Origin of the sequence: Flavobacterium sp. UBA7680 (assembly GCF_002482975.1) — a bacterium.
Lineage (GTDB): Bacteria > Bacteroidota > Bacteroidia > Flavobacteriales > Flavobacteriaceae > Flavobacterium.
Genome location: NZ_DLHA01000032.1, coordinates 1 through 23,790 on the forward strand (window position 1 = coordinate 1; position 23,790 = coordinate 23,790).

A 23,790-nucleotide genomic window follows, 5' to 3' on the forward strand; every position below is an offset into this window, starting at 1 on the left:
ATATATATATATATATATGTATAAAAAACAAACCCGACACGTTTTTAAAAACTGTCGGGTTGTGAGAATAAAATCTAATCTTATATATGCTCTTATATATATACTTATATATGTATGCTATTTTTTGTTGAGCTCCTTAGCTTTTGTTTCCCAATGTTCCATAAGGTTATTATAATTTACGGGATTGGCTGGAGTTTGATTTAATAGACGTCCAGATTCGAAACCTCTTACAAGGATTGTTTCTATTAAATAATCTTCGTTTACATCGTAGGGTTTGTATTCGGTTTTCAAACTTATGTCGAATAAATTGGCTGTTGTATTTGAAACGAAGGCTTTGAAACCACTTTTTAGGTTTTTAATTAACTCATAAGTTGTTTTACCGGTTTGGCGATGCACTAGTTTTACAAGAATCTGCCCTTGTTTTCTGGAAAGCTTTTTAAGTCTGTCTTCGAATTCATTATTAAGGTAGTCTTCTACAATCTTAAAATACTTCTTTTTTTCACGATTGGTTTTCAATCGCGCCATTCCGCTATTTAGTGCCGTTAATCTATCTGCAGCCAATCTTGCATAAGGATAGACTTTATAGACTCTGTTTTGCAGAATCTGAAACTGCTTCATTTCTTCGGCACTCATTCTCTCTCCTTTTGAGATAATAATCTCGGGCAGCTGAATGGTATCATTCAGAATAGAATCTTGTTCGGTTAAAATATTGCCCATTTCCTGATTTTCTTTTGGAGTAACTTGGGCTTGACTTGTAAATGCAATCAATAGTAAAAACAAAATACTGGTAAATCTCATGGAGTCTTAATTTAAATGTAAAATTATATATTTATATACAACTCTAATACCAAATTTATAAATTAGCGCAAAAATATTTTTATGAATACAAAATCTATCTTAAATGATACTTCTGTTGCTTTCCTGGAAAGCTATCTAAATAACGCTTCGCCGACTGGTTACGAAAGTGAAGGACAAAAATTGTGGATGAATTATTTGAAACCTTATGTTGATACTTTTATTACTGATACATATGGTACGGCTGTGGGTGTTATTAATCCAGATGCTCCTTTTAAGGTTGTAATTGAAGGGCACGCTGATGAAATTTCATGGTATGTAAATTATATTACAGATGATGGTTTATTATATGTAATAAGAAATGGCGGTTCAGATCATCAAATCGCTCCTTCGAAAAGGGTTAATATCCATACTAAAAAAGGAATTGTAAAGGGTGTTTTTGGATGGCCGGCGATTCATACTCGTTTGCGTGATAAAGAAGAGATTCCTAAACTGAGTAATATTTTTATTGATTTGGGTTGCGAAACTAAAGAACAGGTTGAAGCAATGGGCGTTCATGTGGGATGTGTAATTACTTATCCAGATGAATTTATGATTTTGAACGAAAACAAATTTGTCTGCCGTGCTATTGATAACAGAATGGGTGGTTTTATGATTGCTGAAGTGGCTCGTTTGTTACATGAAAATAAAAAAACACTTCCTTTTGGTTTATATATTGTAAACTCGGTTCAGGAAGAAATTGGTCTTCGTGGGGCAGAAATGATTGCTCATACAATTAAACCAAACGTTGCGATTGTGACTGATGTTTGCCATGATACTACTACTCCAATGATTGATAAAAAGGTTGAAGGGGATTTAAAAATGGGAAAAGGCCCTGTTATTGCTTATTCTCCAGCGATTCAAAATAAACTTCGAGATTTAATTGTAGATACTGCCGAAGAAAATAAAATTCCGTTTCAGCGTCATGCAACATCGAGAGCAACCGGAACAGATACTGATGCTTTTGCTTATAGCAATGGCGGTGTCGCATCGGCATTGATTTCTCTTCCGTTACGTTATATGCATACAACGGTTGAAATGGTTCACAAAGAAGATGTAGAAAATGTGATTCAGCTGATTTATGAATCGCTGTTGAAAATAGAGAACAATCAGAGTTTCTCTTATTTCCAATAATATTTTTAAAAACATAAATTCGGCTGTTAGTTTAAACAGCCGAATTTATTAACAAACAAAGCATGAAAATTTTACTACTCGAAGACGATTTTACTTTATCTAAAGAAATCTCCGCATTCTTTACTATCAAAGAATTCGAGTGTATACCTTATTATGATGGTTCTTTATTATTAAAAAAATATTTTCCTTACGAATATGATTTAATCATTCTCGATATTAATGTTCCCGGCACAAACGGTATTGATGTTTGCAAAGGAATTAGAGAGGTTGACAAAAAAACTCCTATTATAATGCTGACGGCTTTTAGCGAAATTGAAGATAAACTGGCATCTTTTGATAATGGTGCCGATGATTATTTGGTTAAGCCATTTCATTTTGACGAATTGTATGCCCGAATTTTATCTTTATTAAGAAGAAAAGAAATTCCGCAGCAAACAGAAAAGAAAATTATTATTGAAGATTTAGAAATTCTGGAAGAGGAAATGAAGGTTTTTCGTTCTGGAGAAGAAATTAAACTTACTCCAAAAGAGTTTAAATTGATTTTAATTTTGGCTCATGCGAAAGGAAAAGTTTTGTCTAAACAATTTATTGCCGATAAACTTTGGGATTATCATATCGAAACGAATCAAAATACGATTGAAGTTTATATTAATTTCCTTCGAAAAAAAATAGATAAAGATCACGAGATAAAACTTATCCGTACCAAAATTGGATATGGATATTATTTAAGCAACGAAGAATGACTTTAAAAAACAGAATATCACTTTTAGTAAGTTTACTGTTTACAATCCTTTTTGGATTGGCTTCTACGGTGATTTTTGTTTTGTATTCTAATTTTAGAAAAGAAGAATTTCGAGATCGTTTAGAAATTAAAGCGCTTTCGAACATTAAACTTTTGGTTAATGTAAAAGAAGTTGACGATCAGCTTTTGAAGATTATTGACCAAAATTCGATTAATAAGCTGTATGACGAAAAGACTTTGGTTTTTGATTCTCATTTTAAACTTATTTACAGCAGTATTGATGATGCCAAAATAAACTGGTCTGTTGAGGATTTAAAATATCTGAAAAAACATAAAACTTTCTTTAAGCAGCAAGGTGATTATGAGGTTTACGGTGTTTTTTATGATACAAAGGATAAAGATTTTTATGCTTTAATTTCGGCTACGGATGACTACGGAAAACGAAAACTGCTTTTTTTAAGATATACTCTCATTATATCTTATATTCTATTTACTTGTATCTGCTGGGTTTTAACTTCGTTTATGGTTAAAAAGGCCATGAATCCCTTGAGTTTATTTCATCAGAAAATAAAAAATATCAACGAGAATAATCTTGATACTCGTATTGCTTCAAAAAGCAACAAGGATGAAATTGATTTGATTGCCAACGAATTTAATTTCATGATGGACCGTATTGAGGTTTCTTATCAAAAGCAAAAAGAATTTACTGCTCACGCTTCGCATGAACTTAGAACGCCGCTTTCGAGAATTACGGCTCAAATAGAAAATACAGTTGCTGATCCTGCAACTTCTGCAAAGGGAAAAACTTTCTTAACTACTATTTTATCAGATGTAAATCATTTAACGGAATTGATTAGTTCTTTATTGATATTGTCAAAAATTGATAGCAATAAAAATAATGAGGACAATGAAGTTCATAGAATGGATGAAATTCTATTTTCTTCAATTGAAAATTTAAAGAAAAGCTTTCCTGAATTTATTATTTTATTTGAAATTGAAGAAAGTGACAATTTAGATACGGCGTTAGAAGTTAAAGGAAATAAAAACCTCTTAGAGATTGCTTTAATTAATGTTTTAAAAAATGCCTGTGTTTATTCAGATAATAAACAGGCTTTGGTAAAAATAAGTACCCAAGGAAATCATTTGGTTATTTCTGTTTTGAATACTGGAAAAACTTTAAGCGAAGCAGAACAAAAAAATCTTTTTCAGCCTTTTATGCGCGGAAAAAATTCTAAAGGAACATCTGGTTTTGGTCTTGGTTTACGTATTGTAAATCGTATTTTAACGCTGCATAAATCTTCCATAACTTACAGCATACCAAACAGTAAAGAAAATTTATTCCAATTATTCTTTCATTAATATTTTATTTTAAGCTAATTTTAAGGTAGATTTTAAGCACTCTTAAAGTCTGGCGATAGCATATTTGTACAAAATAAAATAGATACAATGAGAAAACTATATGCATTATTACTACTTGTACTCCTAAATCAGGTAGTTATGGCTCAAAAAACAATCACACTTCAGGATTGTGAGAGTCAGTTTCTTAAAAATAATCTTTTTTTGCTGGCATCTCATTATAATATCGATGCTGCAAAAGCCATGACCATTCAGTCCCGAATATGGGACAATCCCACAATTACTGCAGAATTAAATGCTTACAACCCCGAAAGGAACAAATATTTTGACATTGGTAAAGAAGGTCAAAAAGTTTTTGGGATTGAGCAGTTAATTTATCTAGGCGGAAAAAAACGCAATGAAGTTAAATTGGCACAGACTAATGAACAATTAGCAGAACTTCAGTTTAATGATTTACTTCGAACATTAAAACTGCAGTTACGTCAAAGTTTTTATACGGTTTATTACAATACAAAAAGTCTTGAAATAACAGATAAACAACTTGTTCATATTGAAGACTTAATCAACTCCTACTCTATTCAGGCTCAAAAAGGAAATATTCCTTTGCGGGATGTTGTGCGTTTACAATCTCTATATCTAAATTTTAAAAATGAAAGAATGGAAGTTGTGAATAGCAGCATTGAAGAGCAGGCAAATTTAAAATTGTTATTGAATTCAACTGAAACTATAATTCCCGATGTATCTAAGGATGATTTTAATAAATACTTAAAAATTATCCCATTTGATTTAAAGTCTTTTGAAGATGAAGCGATTGCCAATCGTCCTGATTATTTAGCCAAACAAAAAGAGATTGAAGCGAATGAGCTAAATTTAAAATGGCAAAAATCACTTTCGATTCCTGATATTACTTTGGGTGCAAATTATGATCAGCGAAGCGGTGCTTTTAATAGAGAAGCAAATGTGTCTGTTGGAATTCCGCTGCCACTTTGGAACAAAAACAAAGGAAATATTAAAAATGCTCAGGTTGTCCTGGAACAATCCAAAGTTGAAAAACAAAATTTTGGACTTCAACTGGAAACTGAAATTACATCGGCATGGAATAAATGGGACGAATCCCGTAAAAACTATGCGGTTATTAAACCTACTGTAAATTCAGATTTTGAAGCTGTTTATAATGGAATCTTAACCAATTTTCAAAAGCGAAATATCAGCTTATTAGAATTTACTGATTTTATGGAAAGTTATAATCAGGCTAATATTCAGTTAAATGAATTGAAGAAAAAACTGGCTCTATCAGGTGAAGAATTAAATACTACCATCAACAAGGATTTATTTTAAAATTAAATAATAATGAAACATACACTAATTATAGGAATTGCAATTGTAGGTTTATCACTTACGAGCTGTAAAAAGGAAGTAGAAAATCCACAAACTAATACTTCTTTCGCCTTGAGCGATAGTATGCTAAAAACTACGAGTACAGCAACTGCAGAAAAACAAACTGTAAAAAACGAATTGAGTTTTTACGGAAAAATTACAGCCGACAATAATAAATTAATTGATGTTTACCCTCTTGTTGGTGGAAACGTGGTTAAAGTAAATGTAGAACTTGGAGATTATGTAAAAAAAGGGCAAGTTTTAGCTACGATAAAAAGTACTGATATTGCTGATTTCGAAAAGCAGTCTATCGATGCTAAAAGTGATTTACTGGTTGCAAAAAACAGTTTGAAGGTAGCGACGGAATTATTTGACGGAAAATTAAATTCTGAAAGTGATGTGCTGCAGGCAAAAGCTGAAGTAAATAAAGCGCAGTCTCAATTGAGCAAAATTCAGGAAACGTATAAAATCTACAATATTAAAGCCGGTTCTATTTATGAAGTAACAGCGCCAATCAGTGGATTTATTATTCAGAAAAGTATAAATCAGGATATGCTTTTACGTTCTGATCGTTCTGAGAACATTTTTGACATTGCTGAAATTAGTGAAGTTTGGGCGATGGCTAATATTAATGAAATTGACATTAATAAAATTAAGTTAGGAATTGATGCAAGTGTAACAACCTTAAGTTATCCTGATAAAATTTTTAAAGGAAAAGTCGATAAAATTTTCAATGTAATCGATCCTGAAACCAAAGCGATGCAGGCGCGTATTAAACTTCAAAATCCTGGTTTTTTATTGAAACCTGATATGAATGCTAATATCAAATTATCCTATAACGAAAATGAATCAATGATTGCGATTCCAAGCAACGCTATTGTTTTTGATAAAAGTAAAAATTTCGTCATGATTTTTAAAGATCGCCATAATATCGAAACAAGACAAGTTGAAGTTTACCGAGTTGTTGGCGACACAACTTACATTTCAAGCGGTTTAAAGGAAAATGAAAAAGTCATTACCAATAATCAATTATTTATTTATCGCGCTTTAAACGATTAAGACATGAACAAATTCATACGAAATATAATTGCTTTTTCACTTAAGAATAAAGCATTTACCTTTTTTTGGGTTGGAATATTGGCTGTTGCCGGATTCATTTCCTTCAAAAATATGCCAATTGACGCTTTTCCAGATGTAACGAATACTCAAATTATTATCATTACACAATGGAATGGTAAAAGTGCCGAAGAAGTAGAGCGTTTTGTAACTACTCCTATCGAAATCTCGATGAACTCGGTTCAGAAAAAAACAAGCGTTAGAAGTATTACGATGTTTGGTTTATCTGTTATCAAAATTATTTTTGATGATGGTGTCGATGATACTTTTGCCCGTTTTCAGGTAAACAATTTACTTAAAAATGTGACGCTTCCTGATGATGTTGAACCAGACGTTCAGCCACCGTACGGACCAACTGGAGAAATTTTCAGATATATTGTAAAAAGTGACAGCCGCGACAGTCGTGAGTTGCTGACTTACCAAAACTGGGTTATTGACAAACAATTACGTGCAGTTCCCGGTGTTGCTGATTTGAACGTTTTTGGAGGACAAACTAAAACTTATGAAGTTGGTGTTGATCCAGTAAAATTAGCTAAATACAATATTACACCACTTCAGGTTTATAATGCTGTAAATTCAGGAAACTTAAATGTTGGTGGTGATATTATCGAAAAAAACGGACAGGCTTTTGTAGTTCGTGGTGTTGGGCTTTTAAAATCGATATCGGATATTGAAAACATTATTGTAGATGATGCTCACGGAAATCCAATTTTGGTAAAAAATGTAGCTTCAGTTTATGAAAGTTCGATGCCAAGAGTCGGACAAACCGGAATTGGTAAAAACGATGATGCCGTTGAAGGGATTGTTGTAATGCGTAAAGGCGAAAATGCTCAGGAAACTTTAGCCTTGATTAAAGATAAAATAAAGGATTTGAATGATAATGTTCTCCCAAAGGATATTAAAATTGAAACTTTTTATGATCGTGATAATTTAATGAATTTCACTACCGAAACGGTAATGCATAATTTATTTGAAGGTATTATTCTCGTTACGTGCGTTGTGTTTCTTTTCATGGCCGACTGGAGAACTACTTTTACGGTTTCTATCGTAATTCCTCTTTCTTTATTATTTGCCTTTTTATGTTTGAAAATGATGGGAATGAGTGCCAACTTACTGAGTTTGGGTGCGGTCGATTTCGGGATTATTATTGATGGTGCGGTTGTAATGGTCGAAGGATTATTTGTTGTACTCGATCATCGAGCGCATCAATTGGGAATGACAGCTTATAATAAAATTGCAAAAGGAAGCATTATTAAGAAAACGGGAACAGAAATGGGTAAAGCCATCTTTTTTTCTAAATTAATTATTATTACTGCTTTACTGCCAATTTTCTCATTCCAGAAAGTAGAAGGAAAAATGTTCTCTCCTCTAGCCTATACATTAGGATTTGCGTTAATGGGAGCATTACTTTTTACCTTGACTTTGGTTCCTGTTTTATCTCATATATTATTGAATAAAAACGTAAAAGAAAAAAATAATCCCTTTGTAAACTTTTGGGACAGAAATGTTGCTAAAGGTTTTGCCTGGACATTTAAGCATAAAGTAAAAACTTTAGTTATTTCATTAAGTGTGATTGCTGCAACTTTTTTCTCGGCTACGTTTTTAGGAACAGAGTTTTTACCTCAGTTAAATGAGGGAGCATTATGGGTAACGGCAGAATTACCTATGAGTACTTCACTTCCAGAAAGTGTAAAAACCGCAGCAATGATCAGAAAAGATCTGGAAAGTTTTCCTGAAGTAAAAAATGTGCTTTCGCAAACCGGACGAAGCAATGATGGAACAGACCCTAATGGATTTGGATTTATTCAGCTTCAGGTTGATTTGAAACCAAAATCCGAATGGACACGAAAAATCACGATGGATGGTTTAATTAATGAAATGGATGACAAATTAAAAGTTCATCAGGGAATTACTTATAATTATTCTCAGCCTGTAATTGATAACGTTGCCGAATCTGTTGCTGGATTTAAAGCTTCAAATGCGGTTAAGATTTATGGCGATGATTTAGATAAATTAGATGAATTGTCAAATCAGGTACTGGAGAAAATCAAAAACATTCCCGGTATTAAAGATGTCGGAATTCTTAGAAATGTTGGTCAGCCTGAAATTAGTGTAATTCTTGATCGAGAAAAAATGGCTGCTTATGGCGTAACATTAAGCGATGCACAGGCGGTTTTAGAATTGGCTTTTGGAGGAAAAACAGCTACTCAAAAATATGAAGATGAAAAGAAATTTGATGTTCGAGTTCGTTTTTCTAAAGAATATCGTAAAGATGAAGAAGATTTAGCCGAGTTAAAAGTACCAACAATCAGCGGAGCAAAAATTCCGTTGAAAGAAATCTGTGATATTAAAACGATAACTGGTCCTGCATTTATTTACAGAGATAATACAAAACGTTTTATTGGAGTAAAATTCTCTGTTCGTGATCGAGATCTAGGAAGTACCATTGCCGAAGCACAATCTAAAGTGGCAGAAGTAAAAATGCCTCCGGGATATACAACAGGCTGGACGGGAGAATTTGAAAATCAGGTTCGTGCCAGTGCGCGTCTGGCCCAAGTTGTACCAATCAGTTTAATTGGAATATTTGTACTGTTATTTATTTTGTTTGGAAACTTCAAAGATTCGCTGTTAGTTTTAGCCAATGTTCCGTTTGCCGTAATTGGAGGAATTATTGCTTTGCATTTAACCGGAATGAATTTCGGAATTTCTGCTGGAGTTGGTTTTATTGCTTTACTTGGGATTTGTATTCAGAATGGAGTAATTCTGATATCAGAATTTCATCATAATCTCAAGGCAAAATTCTCACTTGAAGAATCCATATTTATGGGCGTAAAAGCCAGAACAAGGGCTGTAGTTATGACTGCGCTTATGGCTTCGATAGGTTTAATGCCGGCTGCAATTTCTACGGGAATTGGATCTGAGTCTCAAAAACCTCTTGCAATTGTTATTATTGGAGGTTTGGTAACAGCAACAATCCTGACGTTATTGGTATTCCCTATTTTATTCTGGATATTCAACAAGAAAAAACATGCTCCTATAGAATAGCAGTATTTACAATAAAATTAATTTTTGGTTAGATTAATTTGGTTTAGAAAGAAAAAGCACCATTAAAATTAATGGTGCTTTTTTGCTTATATAAATTATTCAACGAAACAATAAAGTACAAAAAAACGGCCATCCGCTCAAAGATGGCCGTTTGTACTAACTCAAACTTTTTAAACTATTATTTTGCGTCTTTCAAAAGTGCAATAGCTTCTGTTGCATTTGATAATTGAGCAAATTTTAATGCTGTATATCCTTTTTCATTTTTATCTGATGGACGAGCACCAGCTGCTAATAAAACTTTAATGATTTCAACTTTGTTGTAACGAGCAGCAGTCATTAATGGAGACATATCGTCTGCTTTTTCGTTTACATTAACACCATATTCAATGAATTTTTTAACTGTTTCGATATCTCCTTTGCTTACAGCAACTACTAGAGGTGTTCCGTCATCGTATACAGCTGATACTGCAACTTGATTTTTAACAACTGATGTGTTATTTGAAGCTGTTGCTACATTTACAAATGTTACTAAAGCTAATCCTAAATAAATAACTGAATTTTTCATAATGATTGGGTTTGTTAAATTGATTGATAATTATTTGATTGATAATGAATTGATTTAAATTCTTGACAAATGTAATCTAATTTTAGTAACTTGTATTACCAAGTACTTTGTTTTAACTAATTCTTAACGTTTTATTAATGAATTCGAAATATTGTCTTTCTAAAATTGAAATTCTATATAAAAGACGCTGCAAATGTAGAAATGTTACACGAATTCAAATATTTTTTCATTTTGGTCTGTAGATTTTTTAAGAAAAATTAAAAGCAATACTCTACCTTTTTAACTATACAATATTATTATGCACAAAAAAGGCAGAAATTTTTCATTAAAACAAAATTTTTAAGCAGGATTTTGTGGATTTCTCACTAAAATAAAAAACTTTCACTGCAGACGTAAAAAATAAGAAAAATCCCAAAATATAACGAAATAGTTTTTAGTCTTGAATCAAAAAAAAGAGGAAATTATTTAAAATTTCCTCTTGTAAATGTTCTTCAAATCGTTTTCAAATAAAGTATAGGGATCATTATAGAATTTAAGAAAATCCATTTCGCTTATCTGACCCGGAAATGGAGCATAATAATGGGTTAAACTTTTAGCATCATTTCGCCAAACTAAAACATAACAAAGTTCAATTTTTTCTTTTTTTAAGGAATGTAATAACGTTTCTGTCCACCAAGTGGGATTTGGAATAGATTCTAGTCCCGTTTCAGTAAAAGCTGCAAGTTTTTTCTTTTGAATAGCAATATCAGATATTATTTTAAGTCTTTTGACACCAGCATCTAAATCATATTTTCCATCACGTCCAAAATCGCCGTAATCGTCCATACCAAATAAATCAACATAATCATCTCCGGGATAACGTTCTAAATATTCTGATTCAGAATTAAATCTGGTATCTGGAGAAAAGGCGTAAATAAAATTATGGACTCCTAAAGTATCTCTTAAATAAGAAACCGTAAACTGCCAGACTTCTATAAAGTCTTCTCGGGAAGTATATTTTTTTCCCCACCAAAACCAATCACCGTCAAATTCATGAAAAGGCCTGAAAATCATTGGAACCAATTTTCCGTCTTTTGCTTTTGCAGAATGGGCAAAATCGGCAATGGTTTTTAAAATTTCCTTGTATTGTTCGTGATGTAAGCCTCCTTTTTTGATTAATGACATTGCTGCTACAGAAATTGAATCTTTCCAGTAAAATCCGTCTTTGGAAACCGGATTATTAAAATGCCAGGAAACAGTTGTTATTCCGCCGCGTTCGTAAGTATCAATAACATTCTTTTTTAAAACCGTTTTTGTCTCTTCAATTTTTTCTTTTGAATATCCTGAAAAACCGCTAAAATCAATTCCAACAACTGCAGGATGTGAACCAGTAACTAATTTAACATCTGATTTGTTGGGTTCATTACTCCATCCGTGGCCATATTCTAAGGCGTGCTGATGACCAAACAGAATATGTTCTTTTGAAATAGCTTTTAAATTATGATACAAAATTTTGGTTTCTTTTGTTGCATTTTTATCGATTTGCGCAAAAAGAAAATGCCCTGTTATCATACATAGAGATAACAAGGCATTTGTTTTATTTGTTATAAAGTTCATGGTTCAAATAGTTAGTTTAAACCCGAAAATTACTATTTAGATCCTAAGTATTGTAATACGTTTTTATCAATACGTTGGTCAATATTATCAATATCAGCTTTCACGAATTTTTCTCCTAAAATGTTCTCGTACAACTCGATATATCTTTCAGAAACTGATTCGATGTAAGCGTCTGTCATATCTGGAATCTGCTGTCCTTCCTGACCTTGAAAACCGTTTTCGATTAACCAGCGGCGTACAAATTCTTTAGATAATTGTTTTTGCTCCTCTCCTTTTTCTTGTCTTTCTGCATATCCTTCAGCATAAAAATAACGAGAAGAATCAGGAGTATGAATTTCATCAATTAAAACAATAACGCCTTCTTTTGTTTTTCCGAATTCGTATTTTGTGTCAACTAAAATTAATCCGCGAGAAGCAGCAATTTCTGTTCCTCTTTGAAATAAAGCACGCGTATATTTTTCTAAAACTAAATAATCTTCTTCTGAAACAATTCCTTTTGCTAAAATATCTTCACGAGAAATATCTTCATCATGAGAACCATTATCTGCTTTTGTAGTTGGTGTAATAATTGGTTCCGGGAATTTATCATTTTCTTTTAAACCTTCAGCCATAGATACACCGCAGATTTGTTTTCTTCCTGCTGCATATTCACGTGCAGCGTGTCCTGAAAGGTAACCGCGAATAACCATTTCTACTTTAAAAGGCTCGCATAAATGTCCAACAGCAACGTTTGGATCTGGAGTTGCAATTAACCAATTCGGAACAATGTCCTGCGTTAATTCCATAAATTTTGTCGCAATCTGATTCAAAATTTGTCCTTTGTACGGAATTCCTTTTGGTAAAACCACGTCAAAAGCCGAAAGTCTGTCAGTTGCTACCATTACTAAAAGATCGTCGTTGATGTTATAAACTTCTCTAACTTTTCCGCGGTAAACTGATTTCTGATTCGGGAAATTAAAATTTGTGGTTGTAATTGTATTGCTCATTATCTTGTTGTGTTGTTTTTTATGAATGCAAATTTAAAATTATTTCAGAGAGTTACATCATCAAAGAAAAAGATAAATAAGAAATGTTATTAATTGGGTTTGGTTTGCCGCGAATTACACGAATTTCCACGAATTTTTTAGCTGTTAAATCGGTTTGATTACTTCAACAAATAATTCGTGGAAATTCGTGTAATTGCTTCGCCTATTCGCTATCGCTCGGGTCGTGGCAAAAAACTCTAAACAAGTTCTTTATCCAATATTTTTGAAGCGATATATTTTGCTACGCCATCTTCGGCATTTGTTTTAATAACTTCTAAATCAGGCAAAGTTTCTTTTAATAATGCAGGAGCATTTCCCATAATTAAACCTTTTCCAGATGCTGATAACATTTGAACATCATTAAAACCGTCTCCAAATGAAACTGCTTCGGCCAAAGTAAAACCTTCTTTTTCCAAAACTTGTTCGATTGCAACAGCTTTGTCTATAGATTTATCCATAAATTCCAAACAAGTTGGTAAACTGAAAGCATGGTGCAAATGTTCTGAAGAATTGGCTAAAACGTCATCTTTTAGTTTTACTAATTTTTCATGATTATCACATGAAAAGAAAATTTTAATAGCTCCAAAATCTTCCAGCGTTTTATAATCTACTAATTCCGGACGGTAATTTAATTCTGACTGATAAGCATTAAGTTTTTCGCTTATTCTGTTGGTTTGCCAAACATTTTCTTTAAATAAAACAACTGTGATTTCAGGATCGATTTCTACATTTAAAGCTGCTTTTACAACATCACTGTTTAAGTTAAATGCAAAAAGCTCTTCTTTATTTGGTGAATGAATTCTTGCTCCGTTTGAACTTACTAAATAAACGGGTACTTCAAGCGTTTCAATAATAGCCATTGCATCAAGATGATGACGACCTGTTGCAACAACTAAAAGATAACCTTGATTGTGAAGTTCCTGAAAAATTGATTTGGTATAATCTGAGATTTTGTGTTGAGGGTTGAGTAAAGTTCCGTCTAAATCACTTACTACAACTTTTATATTTTTAAGTTTTGTCATATCAATATCAAATATTTATGATGTGCAAATTTACGGCTTTACGCTCAGCTGAGCAAAGATTACAAGCCTTGAAAGCTAAAAATGAGGCAAGTTTATTATTTATTTAACTATTCGGTTAAATATCCATTTTTATTCATTTTAAGCAACATATTATCATTAATCTGTAAATCCTCCATCATGTCCATTCGCCCTTGTCAGTTTTAATCCATCTTTAAAAACTAAATACAAACCATGTTCATCTTCCCATTCGCATTCACAAGAAATACATAAATAAAAATCACCATTTTCATCCCAATCAATAATTATTTCTGATGGATGAACAAAATCCCAGACTTGTTCAGTAACCTCAATATCAAGAGATTTTGTATATCCAAGATGTAACGTTTCTTTATAATAATTAAAGACTAGTTGCGAATCTTTAATTCTTCCTTCATTATTCAGCTTTAAGAAATTTTCTAATACCTTGTCAGCTTCAGTCAAATATGGCTCGTGCATTGCATCAACAAAACCAATTTTTAGCTTCTTATCATTAAAATAGGGTATTAAATATGGTTCACTTATAAAAAAATCAGAGTCATAATCCAATGATTTAAGCTGTCCAACTATTTTTGATATCATAATTTTTAAACTTTAATAATTCCAGATTTATACAAGTTTATTGCTTTCTGAATAACCAATTCTATTTGTTCTAAAGGTAAATCTTCCTCAGAATTAAACTTCATAATTTTCATTCTCGATCTTTTTTCCTGAATCAAAAAAGGTTCTTCAAAATGCTTTCCTTCCACAATTCCAATATAAGGTTGTTTCAGTTTTTTATGAATCCATAAATAGCAGAACATTTTTCCTTTATAGCAGAAAAATGGCATTCCGTATTTTAAAACATGTGTTATGTCTTTGTCTTGTTTTAAGATAATATCTTTTAATGCCAAAAATGTTCCTTTTATTGGTTCTTCTTGGTTTAGGTAGAAATCATCTAGTTGTTTCATTTTCTAATCTTTTGAGTTTTAGCAAAAACAATTTTCAAAGTATCGGGACAATTCGAACTTGGCTTTAATTTATAAACTAAGGAATCATTTTTAATATAAAATATTTCTTTTGAAAATATTGCAAAAAATGTATTGTTATCAGGATTACAATTAGGAATTGTCAGTAGATCTCTTTTGCTGCTTTTTTCAAAAGGATAACAAAATATAAAGGGAAACATTTTATAACAAGTATCACTACTTATGCTATTTAGTTCAATTGAATCACCAACAATTTTCCAATTACCTTTTGAAACAGACCCACCTTCACAACCATGACTTCTATAATAAAAAGTACTATCAGCATTTATTTTAATACTTGATTTCCCAGGAACAATATATTCTGTATCATACCAAGTTCCGAGGAATTTATTTGGTGTGATTTCTGCTTTTTTACACGAAATTAAACAGATAAATAATAAAAAATAGAATTCTTTACACTTCATTCAATAGCAATTTATAATTCAAAAAAATATTCGTTTTACTCATCTCTAAAAAGAAAATGAATAAAACGAATATTAATAAATGTTAAAACACATTTTACGATTTACATTTAACATTTCACTAAAAATAAAACTTAGTCGTGGTTTTCTATTTGCTTATAAGCGTCGATTACCTTTTTCACTAATCTGTGACGCACGATATCTTTATCATCAAGATAAATAATTCCTATGCCGTCTATATCTTTAAGAACCAAAATAGCTTCTTTAAGACCCGAAATAGTTCTGCGTGGTAAATCGACCTGACCAGGATCTCCCGTAATCATAAACTTGGCGTTTTTTCCCATACGAGTCAAAAACATCTTCATTTGTGAGTGCGTTGTATTCTGCGCTTCATCCAGAATTACAAAGGCGTTATCAAGTGTTCGCCCGCGCATAAATGCCAAAGGCGCAATCTGAATAATTCCTTTTAAAATGTAATCTTCGAGTTTTTCGTTTGGTAACATATCTCTCAAAGCATCATAAAGAGGCTGCATGTAAGGATCTAGTTTTTCTTTCATATCTCCGGGTAAAAAACCAAGATTTTCTCCTGCTTCTACCGCCGGACGCGTTAATATGATCCTTTTTACTTCTTTGTCTTTAAGTGCTTTAACAGCCATTGCAACACCCGTGTAAGTTTTTCCGGTTCCGGCAGGTCCAATTGCAAATACCATATCATTTTTTCTGATGGTATCTACCAGTAACTGCTGGTTGGGTGTCATGGCTTTAATAATCTTACCGCCAACTCCGTGAACTAATATTTTGTCATGATCGTATGCTTTTTTTTCATCCTGACCATCACTCATTATTACACGTTCAATTACATTATCATCAATGTTGTTGTATCTGGTAAAATGAAGCATAAGCCTCTGAAATCTCTTTTCGAATTCATCTAAAACATCTTTTTCGCCAAAGGCTTTCAAAGTTGTCCCTCGCGCTACGATTTTAAGCTTTGGGTAGTACTTTTTAATAATTTCAAGATGAGAATCCTGCGCGCCCCAAAAGTCTTTTGGAGCGATGTCTATAAGCTCGATAATTCTTTCGTTCAAATGAGATAAATTTAAATTAAAAATAAATTTGTTTTGAAAATCTATAGTTGTCGGGTATGTTCATATCTTTAAATGTAATTTGATTTTTCTACTTTCAATTTGCATTTACTATTATTAGATTTGCATTTCTCAAATTTAATGAAAATTAGATTTAAATACTATCAATAGTTATAAACAAAATGATGTCAATAATTACCCTCACTACTGATTACGGCTTAAAAGACCACTTTGTTGGTTCGCTGAAGGGTAAAATCATTTCTGAACTTCCAGAAGCAAAAATTATTGATATTTCGCATGACATTGATCCATTCAACACTGCCGAAGCAAGTTACATTATTGGAGCCTCTTATTTGAGTTTTCCAAAAGGGACTGTACACTTAATTGGAGTCGATATTGAACGCAATAAAGAGAACCAGCATATCGCTATGCAATGGAACGATCATTTCTTTATTTGTGCCGATAACGGGATTTTAAGTATGCTTACGCAGAAGATTGTACCGCAAAAAATTGTCGAAATCAATATTCATGATCGGTTTCCCATTGAATTCAGTGATTTGGATATTTTTATTCAGGTTGCCTGTCATATTGCTAAAGGCGGTTTACTGAATGTTATTGGCAAAGAAATTCCTGCTGTTAAAGAAGTAACTGAATTGCAGCCTGTAGTTGCGGCAGATGGAAATTCATTAAAAGGCTACGTTATTTATATTGATCATTTTGGAAATGTAGTAACTAATATTTCAAAACAGCAATTTTTAGAAGTTGCAAAAGGTCGTCCTTATGAAATTGTGATGAAACCGAAAAGTATCAAAACAATTCTGCCTAATTATTCGGCTATTGCAACTTCAGACAAATATCCAATTAAAACTTATGAAGGTGAAAAACTGGCTATTTTTAATGAAGCCGGTTTTCTTGAGATTGCTATTTTTAGAAGTAATCCTTCTAAAGTGGGTTCTGCAAATAGTTTGTTGGGATTGAATTATCGTGATGTGATTACCATTAAGTTTTCGTAATTATTTATATGTCAAGTAAACTAAAAAAGATATTTTGAAATTTAATAAAATATTCTCCGTAATGCTGATTGTTTCGCAAATAGCATGTAACAATTATCAAACTGATTTAATTGAAATAGATCAATCATCCAAATTAACTCTTAAAGTTAATAGAGCATATAATGAAAGAGGAATCTATATATTGAATGATAAATATTATTTAAAGAGTTCACTCCTACTTCCAAAAAACATCAAAGGTATTCATATTGAAGATGATGCAATTTGGAGACCAAAAGGAGCAAAGAATATACCTCGTTTATCTGATATTGAAGCGCCTTTTGAGATTTTCAAAGAAAAGAACAACGACTCTATTTATCTTATTAAATCGAATGATACAATAATTTTGAGATTAGATAAGGTTATTGAATAATAAAAATGTTTTTAGCCCGCAGATTTTACGGATTGAACGGTTTTACACTGATTATATTTCGTCTTCTTGTCATTCCGACGAAGGAGGGATCTTCGCAAGTAACTCCGCAAAGATTGGTCTTTGCGAGGAACGAAGCAATCTCATTTACTTATTCAATTAGTGATCTTTTATTAGTGCGGTTGCTTCGTTCCTCGCAATGACAATATCGTAGAAAAACCATGTCTTTAGAATATTTTATTTTTTCTTAAAAAGAACAATCAATTTTGGTATTTTTGCGCACCTGTAAGACTTTTAGGTTTCGAACAAATCTAAAATCAACAATCTAAAATCTAAAATTGAATACATGTTCGTAAGGATAGTAAAAATGAGTTTTCACGAGGAAAAAATTCCAGATTTTCTGGAGAATTTTGAATCGGTGAAAGATAAAATACGAAATGCAGACGGAAATCGTTTTTTAGAATTGTATCAGGATAAAAATGACAAATGTATTTTCTTTACCTATAGTTATTGGGAAACCGAACAAGATTTAGAAAATTACAGACAATCTGAATTATTTAATACAGTTTGGGATTTTACAAAAAAACTATTCAATGCAAAACCAGAAGCGTGGAGTGTTGATAAAGTGGTTTCTCTAGTTTAATTTTTCAAATTGCTTCTTATGAAATATTTTTTAGTTGTATTTTTAATATTGTCTTTTAACGCTTATTCGCAAAATAAACGTCTTATTTTGGGAAAAGAATATGCACAAAAAGAGTTAAAAACAACATTATCAGAAGAAGCACCAGGTAACTATGTTGATAATGAAAGAATACTTTTAAAAGATAAAAGTAGTGCGATTAAAGTTGCTGAATCAATTTTATTTGGTATTTATGGAAAACAAAATATATTAGATCAAAAACCTTATGAAGTTTATTTTCTAGATAAATACTACTGGTTTATTGAAGGAACTTTGCCTGAAAATTCTAAAGGAGGAACTTTTTTAATTATAATTGATGCTCGAAATTCAAAAATCTTAAGAATTACACACGGAAAATAATTTCTATATTCCAATACTAAAAAGAATAAACAATTACACGATTAAACAAATAAACGAATAAACGTTATACATGAAATCAATCATTTTACGAGAAATAAAATCCTTTTTTGGTTCTCCTATTGGCTATTTGGTCATTGCGATTTTCTTAATCAGCAACGGACTGTTTTTATGGGTATTTGAGGGAGATTACAATATATTAAATACAGGTTATGCTGATTTAACTCCGTTTTTCACTTTAACACCGTGGATTTTAATTTTTCTGATTCCGGCCGTAACTATGAGAAGTTTCTCTGACGAAAGAAAACAAGGAACACTTGAATTACTTTTAACCAAGCCATTATCGATTTGGGAGATTGTAAACGGGAAATTTTTAGGTTCATTCTTCCTGATTATTTTGGCAATTATTCCAACTTTCATTTATGTAAAAGTAATTTCGAGTTTAGGTTTGCCAGAAGGAAATATCGATATGGGAAGCACAATTGGTTCTTATTTCGGATTATTGTTTTTAATTGCTTCATATTCTGCAATTGGAATCTTCACTTCTACTCTATCAGAAAATCAAATTGTTGCGTTTATTATTGCCGTGTTTTTATGCTTTTTATTTTATTTTGGGTTTGAAGGTTTGGCTTCATTAGTTCCGGGACAATCAAACATTATTTCGGCATTTGGAATGCAGGATCATTTTAAAAGTATGAGCCGAGGCGTTATTGATACTCGCGATGTGATTTACTTTTTAAGCATCAGCGTTTTGTTTTTATCTTTTACCGTTTATCAATTAAAATCTTTTAAAGCGTAATGAAAGCATCTAATAAATTAAATTTAAAGACATTAGGCATTACAATTTTTATTTTAATTGTTTTAAATGTTCTCGGAAGCTTATTTTTTCATCGTTTTGATTTAACGAAAGACAAACGATATACTTTATCATCAACTTCTTTACAAATCGTAAAACAGGTTAAAAATCCATTGTCAATTAAGATTTATATGCAGGGCGAACTTCCTGCAGATTTCAGACGTTTACAACTTGAAACTAAACAATTACTAGAAGAATTTCAGGCTTACAACAGCAATATTGTTTTCGAATTCGTTAACCCGATGGAAAACGGAGAAGACAATATGGAAGTTGTGAAATCACTTTACCAAAAAGGACTTACACCAATAAACATTACTGTTGACGATAAAGGAAAACAATCTCAGGAAATGGTTTTTCCGTGGGCAGTTGCCGTTTACAATAATAAAGAAGTTAATATTCCTTTGTTGAAAAACATTATGGGAGCTTCGACAACGCAAAAAGTAATTGGATCGATTCAGCATTTAGAATATTCAATTGCCGATGCGATCAATAAAATTACCAAAGACAGACAAAAGAAAGTTGCCATTATAAAAGGAAATGGCGAATTGTCTGAAATTCATATTGGTAAGTTATTGAGACAAATTAAGGAAAGTTATTATATTGGACCTTTTACTTTAGATTCTGTTGTGAAAGATCCAAACGGAACTTTAGCTGCTTTAGAAAAATATGATTTAGCCATTATCTCAAAACCAACTGAAAAATTCTCAGACGAAGAAAAACAAGTTCTGGATCAATTTATCATGAATGGCGGTAAAACTTTATGGCTGATTGATCAGGTTGCGGCAGATATGGACAGTTTATACAATCAGGCGGGCGCAACTTTGGCTTATCCAAGAGATTTGAATTTAAACGATATGTTCTTCAAATACGGATTCAGAATCAATCCTGATTTGGTTAAAGACGAAAACGGAAGCCCAATAAAACTGGCAACAGGAGAACAAGGAAGTGCTACTCAATATCAGGATTTTATCTGGAAGTTTGCACCACTGGTTCAGCCAGCAAGTCAGCATCCAATTGTAAAAAATTTAGGCGGAATCAAATTTGATTTTGCCAGTCCAATCGACACTTTAAAAAACGGAATCAAAAAGACTGTTTTATTGCAATCGTCTCAATATTCTAAAACAATTGGAACTCCATCTGAAATTAATCTAAATACTGTAACAGAGAAAACTTCACCGGCAGATTATGCTAATAAAGGAAATATAAATCTTTCTGTTTTACTAGAAGGAAGTTTTCATTCGGCATTTGAGAATCGTGTTTTACCTTTTAAAGAAAGTTCTTTTCAGGCTAAAGGAAAACCAACCAAAATGATCGTAGTTGCTGATGGAGATATCGCCAGAAATCAATTGGATAAAAACATGATGCCCGTTGAACTGGGCTATGACCAAAGAACCGGAAACCTTTATGACAATAAAGATTTTATGATGAATTGTGTCAATTATCTTCTTGATGATACAGGACTTATTAACATTAGAAGTAAAGATGTCGAACTGCCTTTATTGGATAAAGAAAAAGTTTACGAAAATTATACGACAACGCAATTCATAACTATCGGGCTTCCAATCCTTATTTTATTGGTTTTTGGATTAGTATTTACCTTTCTCCGAAAAAAGAAATACAGCCGATAGATGTTAATAAAAAAATTGCGAAACTAAGAATGTTTACGATATATTTGTAATCCATATTCCCAGCGCCTAAATGCTTGGGAATACCTCAAAAAATAAAACAAAAGAGATGAAATTTATAGTATCGAGTTCGTACTTATTAAAACAATTACAAGTTTTAGGTAGTGTAATTAACAGTAACAATACGTTGCCTATTTTAGACAACTTTTTATTTGAACTAAACAATAGTGAGTTGACTGTTTCGGCTTCAGATCTTGAAACGACAATGTCGGCTACATTATCAATCGATTCTAAAAGTAAAGGAAGCGTTGCTGTACCGGCAAAACTTTTACTTGAAATTTTAAAAACATTTCCAGAGCAGCCTTTAACTTTTACTGTTGCAGACAATAATACAGTTGAAATTAGTTCTAACTCAGGAAAGTATGCATTAGCATACGCTGCCGGAGAAGAATTTCCTAAGTCTGTAAATCTTGAAGATCCATCTGTAACTTTAGTTCCTGCTGATGTTTTGGCAACTGCTGTAAGTAAAACGATCTTTGCTGCAGGAAACGATGATTTACGTCCGGTAATGTCTGGAGTATTTTTTCAGTTCTCTCCAGAAGGTTTAACTTTTGTTGCTACAGATGCTCATAAATTAGTAAAATATGCCCGTGCAGATGTAAAAGCGTCTCAGGTTGCTGATTTTATTATGCCAAAGAAACCTTTAAATATCTTAAAAAGTATTTTAGGAAGTTCTGATGCTGAAGTGAAAATTGAATACAACGATTCGAATGCGACTTTCTCATTTGACAATTATATCTTAATGTGTCGTTTAATCGACGGAAAATACCCTAATTACGAAGCGGTAATTCCAAAAGAAAATCCAAACAAATTATTAATCGATCGTTCTTTATTTTTAAGCTCTGTTCGTCGTGTTGCGATTTTCTCAAACAAAACTACACACCAAATTCGTTTAAAAATTGCAGGAGCTGAATTAAATGTTTCTGCTGAAGATATCGATTACTCAAACAAAGCAGAAGAAAGATTGACTTGTGATTATCAAGGTGATGATTTACAAATTGGTTTTAACTCTCGTTTCTTAATCGAAATGCTGACAAACCTTCAATCTGATGTGATTATGTTGGAAATGTCATTGCCAAACAGAGCCGGAATTTTAACGCCTGCCGACGGTTTAGAAGAAGGTGAAACCGTAACAATGTTGGTAATGCCGGTAATGTTAAATAGTTAACATCAAAACTTCTTTTTGTTACAGGGATTTTTTTTAATTTGAAATTAAAGACATATCATTGTAAAAAAAAATATCGCTATTAACCAACCATTTTTTATACCTAGAAACCGCAATTCTTTAAAAGAGTTGCGGTTTTTTATTTTTGGTAAATTTGTTTCAGGTTTCAAGTTTTAAGTTTCAGGTTCGGTGTGAAATTTAAACGCAAAGCACGCTAAGTTTTTTTGATATAGATTGTATTTACAATGCGCTAAGTTCGCAAAGCTATATCTACACAAAGCTTTGCGAACTTAGCGGTTTTATAAAAACCTAACTTATTAAAAAATCTTAGCGTGCTTTGCGTTAAAAATTGCGTTAAAATATCAGCACAAAGTTTAATCGCATTTCAACCTGAAACCTGAAACTTTAAACCTGAAACAATTCACCAGTCTTTTAATCCTTCTTCTTGAAACCAAAATAATAGTTCAATCCAAATCCTAAAGTACGGCTGTCGTATCTGGTATTGGTACTTTCTACCTCACCTATCGCTTTTCCCATATTTACACCTGTGTAATATAGATTGATCGCCAAAGAATCATAATTTTTATCTGAAAGAATAATATCTATACCAAGCCCAATACCTACAGATTGCTGCCATTCTGTAACAATATCTTTTTTGGTTTTAGATAGAGACGGATTATTTTGATTGATTGTGGTATAATTCTGCTGAGCTTCGATTCTTGATATATTATAAGTAGGAAGAATTTGAAGAAGAACATCTCCTGCACTATATTCTCCGCAAGAAAGACATATTTTAGGTGTAAATCCAAAATTTAAAGCTTTAGCGTTTACTTTTGCTACACTTGTAATGTTTCCAACAGCATCTGTTTTATTATAATCTTCGAGAGCTCCATAATAATAAGTTACTCCAAACTCAGGTTTTAAGAACTTGTATACTTTAGTTTCTAAACCTAACCCGCCCTGAACATAACTGGAACCTTGAAAATCGGTATGACGATAAAAAGATAAATCAACAAAACCTCTAATCTGCGCATTAGAATTGGCTGAAAATAAGATCAATAAAAAATAGAAAATGTTTTTCTTCATAATAAATTTTATAATTACATCTAAATCAACAAATTAGTTTTCCATTGACTTTTGTACTAAAAATACTTGTTTTTTATATATGAAAAGGATTTTTCTTTTATCATAAAAGAATTATCTAAACTTGAAACAAAATGTTTACTACGCCAAAGCTTTGTCAAAGTTTAAAACTTTGACAAAGCTCTCA

The 23,790-nt window shown here is 32.0% G+C and carries 23 protein-coding genes; 13 read left to right on the plus strand and 10 right to left on the minus strand.

The features are described from left to right. Positions 1 to 117 precede the first annotated feature (117 nt). The gene (locus B3C18_RS14120; protein WP_291147852.1) at positions 118 to 798 is read right to left on the minus strand and encodes a DUF4294 domain-containing protein; all 681 of its coding nucleotides are present in this window, start codon (positions 796 to 798) and stop codon (positions 118 to 120) included. 81 nt (positions 799 to 879) lie between these two features. On the opposite strand from B3C18_RS14120, the gene B3C18_RS14125 reads away from it, so the two are divergent. The 6 genes from B3C18_RS14125 (at position 880) to B3C18_RS14150 (ending at position 9,604) form a co-directional block, all read left to right on the plus strand. After that, on the plus strand, positions 880 to 1,968 hold the full coding sequence (locus B3C18_RS14125; RefSeq protein WP_291147854.1) for a M42 family metallopeptidase: 1,089 nt from the start codon (positions 880 to 882) through the stop codon (positions 1,966 to 1,968). Positions 1,969 to 2,030: 62 nt separating this feature from the next. Beyond that, on the plus strand, positions 2,031 to 2,711 hold the full coding sequence (locus B3C18_RS14130) for a response regulator transcription factor (protein WP_232681877.1): 681 nt from the start codon (positions 2,031 to 2,033) through the stop codon (positions 2,709 to 2,711). Then, complete coding sequence (locus B3C18_RS14135) at positions 2,708 to 4,069, plus strand: HAMP domain-containing sensor histidine kinase (RefSeq protein WP_291147856.1); 1,362 nt, start codon at positions 2,708 to 2,710, stop codon at positions 4,067 to 4,069. The genes B3C18_RS14130 and B3C18_RS14135 overlap by 4 nt, the downstream gene beginning before the upstream one ends. A gap of 87 nt (positions 4,070 to 4,156) precedes the next feature. Further along, positions 4,157 to 5,404 (plus strand): TolC family protein, encoded by a 1,248-nt coding sequence (locus B3C18_RS14140; RefSeq protein WP_291147857.1) that lies wholly within the window; start codon positions 4,157 to 4,159, stop codon positions 5,402 to 5,404. 12 nt (positions 5,405 to 5,416) lie between these two features. Further along, on the plus strand, positions 5,417 to 6,502 hold the full coding sequence (locus tag B3C18_RS14145) for an efflux RND transporter periplasmic adaptor subunit (protein ID WP_291147858.1): 1,086 nt from the start codon (positions 5,417 to 5,419) through the stop codon (positions 6,500 to 6,502). Between the two features lie 3 nt (positions 6,503 to 6,505). Beyond that, the gene (locus B3C18_RS14150) at positions 6,506 to 9,604 is read left to right on the plus strand and encodes an efflux RND transporter permease subunit (protein WP_180860611.1); all 3,099 of its coding nucleotides are present in this window, start codon (positions 6,506 to 6,508) and stop codon (positions 9,602 to 9,604) included. Between the two features lie 178 nt (positions 9,605 to 9,782). On the opposite strand, the gene B3C18_RS14155 is transcribed toward B3C18_RS14150, so the two are convergent. The 8 genes from B3C18_RS14155 to B3C18_RS14190 all read right to left on the minus strand — a co-directional run bounded on the left by B3C18_RS14155 (position 9,783) and on the right by B3C18_RS14190 (position 16,362). Further along, a complete protein-coding gene (locus B3C18_RS14155; protein ID WP_291147860.1) occupies positions 9,783 to 10,169 on the minus strand; it encodes an ankyrin repeat domain-containing protein in 387 nt (128 codons plus the stop codon). Positions 10,170 to 10,634: 465 nt separating this feature from the next. Beyond that, positions 10,635 to 11,765: a glycoside hydrolase family 26 protein gene (locus B3C18_RS14160; protein ID WP_291147861.1), complete on the minus strand. Its 1,131-nt coding sequence runs from the start codon at positions 11,763 to 11,765 to the stop codon at positions 10,635 to 10,637. 32 nt (positions 11,766 to 11,797) lie between these two features. Next, entirely contained in the window at positions 11,798 to 12,751 is a 954-nt protein-coding gene (locus tag B3C18_RS14165; protein ID WP_291147863.1) for a phosphoribosylaminoimidazolesuccinocarboxamide synthase, read from the minus strand. Between the two features lie 236 nt (positions 12,752 to 12,987). Then, the gene (locus B3C18_RS14170; protein ID WP_291147864.1) at positions 12,988 to 13,812 is read right to left on the minus strand and encodes a Cof-type HAD-IIB family hydrolase; all 825 of its coding nucleotides are present in this window, start codon (positions 13,810 to 13,812) and stop codon (positions 12,988 to 12,990) included. 156 nt (positions 13,813 to 13,968) lie between these two features. Continuing rightward, on the minus strand, positions 13,969 to 14,430 hold the full coding sequence (locus B3C18_RS14175) for a DUF6985 domain-containing protein (protein WP_291147865.1): 462 nt from the start codon (positions 14,428 to 14,430) through the stop codon (positions 13,969 to 13,971). Between the two features lie 5 nt (positions 14,431 to 14,435). After that, positions 14,436 to 14,798 carry a DUF1801 domain-containing protein gene (locus B3C18_RS14180; protein ID WP_291147867.1) on the minus strand — a complete coding sequence of 121 codons (363 nt, stop codon included), beginning with the start codon at positions 14,796 to 14,798 and terminating at the stop codon, positions 14,436 to 14,438. After that, on the minus strand, positions 14,795 to 15,280 hold the full coding sequence (locus tag B3C18_RS14185; protein WP_291147868.1) for a hypothetical protein: 486 nt from the start codon (positions 15,278 to 15,280) through the stop codon (positions 14,795 to 14,797). Before B3C18_RS14185 ends, B3C18_RS14180 begins: the two co-directional genes overlap by 4 nt. Before the next feature lie 131 nt (positions 15,281 to 15,411). Next, positions 15,412 to 16,362 carry a PhoH family protein gene (locus B3C18_RS14190; RefSeq protein WP_053472652.1) on the minus strand — a complete coding sequence of 317 codons (951 nt, stop codon included), beginning with the start codon at positions 16,360 to 16,362 and terminating at the stop codon, positions 15,412 to 15,414. A gap of 182 nt (positions 16,363 to 16,544) precedes the next feature. On the opposite strand from B3C18_RS14190, the gene B3C18_RS14195 reads away from it, so the two are divergent. From B3C18_RS14195 to dnaN, 7 genes are all read left to right on the plus strand, one after another. Continuing rightward, complete coding sequence (locus tag B3C18_RS14195) at positions 16,545 to 17,372, plus strand: SAM hydrolase/SAM-dependent halogenase family protein (protein WP_291148853.1); 828 nt, start codon at positions 16,545 to 16,547, stop codon at positions 17,370 to 17,372. Between the two features lie 34 nt (positions 17,373 to 17,406). Further along, positions 17,407 to 17,781: a hypothetical protein gene (locus tag B3C18_RS14200; RefSeq protein WP_291147870.1), complete on the plus strand. Its 375-nt coding sequence runs from the start codon at positions 17,407 to 17,409 to the stop codon at positions 17,779 to 17,781. A 343-nt stretch (positions 17,782 to 18,124) separates the two neighbouring features. After that, positions 18,125 to 18,421, plus strand: coding sequence for a putative quinol monooxygenase (locus B3C18_RS14205; RefSeq protein ID WP_291147871.1), 297 nt, complete (start codon positions 18,125 to 18,127; stop codon positions 18,419 to 18,421). A gap of 18 nt (positions 18,422 to 18,439) precedes the next feature. Continuing rightward, on the plus strand, positions 18,440 to 18,817 hold the full coding sequence (locus B3C18_RS14210) for a YbbC/YhhH family protein (protein WP_291147872.1): 378 nt from the start codon (positions 18,440 to 18,442) through the stop codon (positions 18,815 to 18,817). Between the two features lie 70 nt (positions 18,818 to 18,887). Continuing rightward, a complete protein-coding gene (gene gldF, locus B3C18_RS14215) occupies positions 18,888 to 19,613 on the plus strand; it encodes a gliding motility-associated ABC transporter permease subunit GldF (RefSeq protein ID WP_232681888.1) in 726 nt (241 codons plus the stop codon). Beyond that, positions 19,613 to 21,298 (plus strand): gliding motility-associated ABC transporter substrate-binding protein GldG, encoded by a 1,686-nt coding sequence (gene gldG / locus B3C18_RS14220; protein ID WP_291147873.1) that lies wholly within the window; start codon positions 19,613 to 19,615, stop codon positions 21,296 to 21,298. Before gldF ends, gldG begins: the two co-directional genes overlap by 1 nt. A gap of 106 nt (positions 21,299 to 21,404) precedes the next feature. Continuing rightward, a complete protein-coding gene (dnaN, locus tag B3C18_RS14225) occupies positions 21,405 to 22,523 on the plus strand; it encodes a DNA polymerase III subunit beta (RefSeq protein ID WP_053472764.1) in 1,119 nt (372 codons plus the stop codon). Positions 22,524 to 22,952: 429 nt separating this feature from the next. Here the strand turns inward: dnaN and B3C18_RS14230 are convergent, their stop codons facing one another. After that, positions 22,953 to 23,606: a hypothetical protein gene (locus B3C18_RS14230; RefSeq protein WP_291147874.1), complete on the minus strand. Its 654-nt coding sequence runs from the start codon at positions 23,604 to 23,606 to the stop codon at positions 22,953 to 22,955. Positions 23,607 to 23,790: the final 184 nt, after the last annotated feature.

Excerpts from the sequence above, each read along its gene's own strand:
- B3C18_RS14160 (WP_291147861.1), bottom strand. The coding sequence starts at position 11,765 with ATGAACTTTATAACAAATAAAACAAATGCCTTGTTATCTCTATGTATG.
- B3C18_RS14145 (WP_291147858.1), top strand. The coding sequence starts at position 5,417 with ATGAAACATACACTAATTATAGGAATTGCAATTGTAGGTTTATCACTT.
- B3C18_RS14155 (WP_291147860.1), bottom strand. The coding sequence starts at position 10,169 with ATGAAAAATTCAGTTATTTATTTAGGATTAGCTTTAGTAACATTTGTA.
- B3C18_RS14165 (WP_291147863.1), bottom strand. The coding sequence starts at position 12,751 with ATGAGCAATACAATTACAACCACAAATTTTAATTTCCCGAATCAGAAA.
- B3C18_RS14205 (WP_291147871.1), top strand. The coding sequence starts at position 18,125 with ATGTTCGTAAGGATAGTAAAAATGAGTTTTCACGAGGAAAAAATTCCA.
- B3C18_RS14180 (WP_291147867.1), bottom strand. The coding sequence starts at position 14,798 with ATGAAACAACTAGATGATTTCTACCTAAACCAAGAAGAACCAATAAAA.
- gldG (WP_291147873.1), top strand. The coding sequence starts at position 19,613 with ATGAAAGCATCTAATAAATTAAATTTAAAGACATTAGGCATTACAATT.
- B3C18_RS14170 (WP_291147864.1), bottom strand. The coding sequence starts at position 13,812 with ATGACAAAACTTAAAAATATAAAAGTTGTAGTAAGTGATTTAGACGGA.
- B3C18_RS14140 (WP_291147857.1), top strand. The coding sequence starts at position 4,157 with ATGAGAAAACTATATGCATTATTACTACTTGTACTCCTAAATCAGGTA.
- dnaN (WP_053472764.1), top strand. The coding sequence starts at position 21,405 with ATGAAATTTATAGTATCGAGTTCGTACTTATTAAAACAATTACAAGTT.
- B3C18_RS14195 (WP_291148853.1), top strand. The coding sequence starts at position 16,545 with ATGTCAATAATTACCCTCACTACTGATTACGGCTTAAAAGACCACTTT.
- B3C18_RS14185 (WP_291147868.1), bottom strand. The coding sequence starts at position 15,280 with ATGAAGTGTAAAGAATTCTATTTTTTATTATTTATCTGTTTAATTTCG.
- B3C18_RS14120 (WP_291147852.1), bottom strand. The coding sequence starts at position 798 with ATGAGATTTACCAGTATTTTGTTTTTACTATTGATTGCATTTACAAGT.
- B3C18_RS14135 (WP_291147856.1), top strand. The coding sequence starts at position 2,708 with ATGACTTTAAAAAACAGAATATCACTTTTAGTAAGTTTACTGTTTACA.
- gldF (WP_232681888.1), top strand. The coding sequence starts at position 18,888 with ATGAAATCAATCATTTTACGAGAAATAAAATCCTTTTTTGGTTCTCCT.
- B3C18_RS14230 (WP_291147874.1), bottom strand. The coding sequence starts at position 23,606 with ATGAAGAAAAACATTTTCTATTTTTTATTGATCTTATTTTCAGCCAAT.
- B3C18_RS14130 (WP_232681877.1), top strand. The coding sequence starts at position 2,031 with ATGAAAATTTTACTACTCGAAGACGATTTTACTTTATCTAAAGAAATC.
- B3C18_RS14175 (WP_291147865.1), bottom strand. The coding sequence starts at position 14,430 with ATGATATCAAAAATAGTTGGACAGCTTAAATCATTGGATTATGACTCT.
- B3C18_RS14210 (WP_291147872.1), top strand. The coding sequence starts at position 18,440 with ATGAAATATTTTTTAGTTGTATTTTTAATATTGTCTTTTAACGCTTAT.
- B3C18_RS14150 (WP_180860611.1), top strand. The coding sequence starts at position 6,506 with ATGAACAAATTCATACGAAATATAATTGCTTTTTCACTTAAGAATAAA.
- B3C18_RS14125 (WP_291147854.1), top strand. The coding sequence starts at position 880 with ATGAATACAAAATCTATCTTAAATGATACTTCTGTTGCTTTCCTGGAA.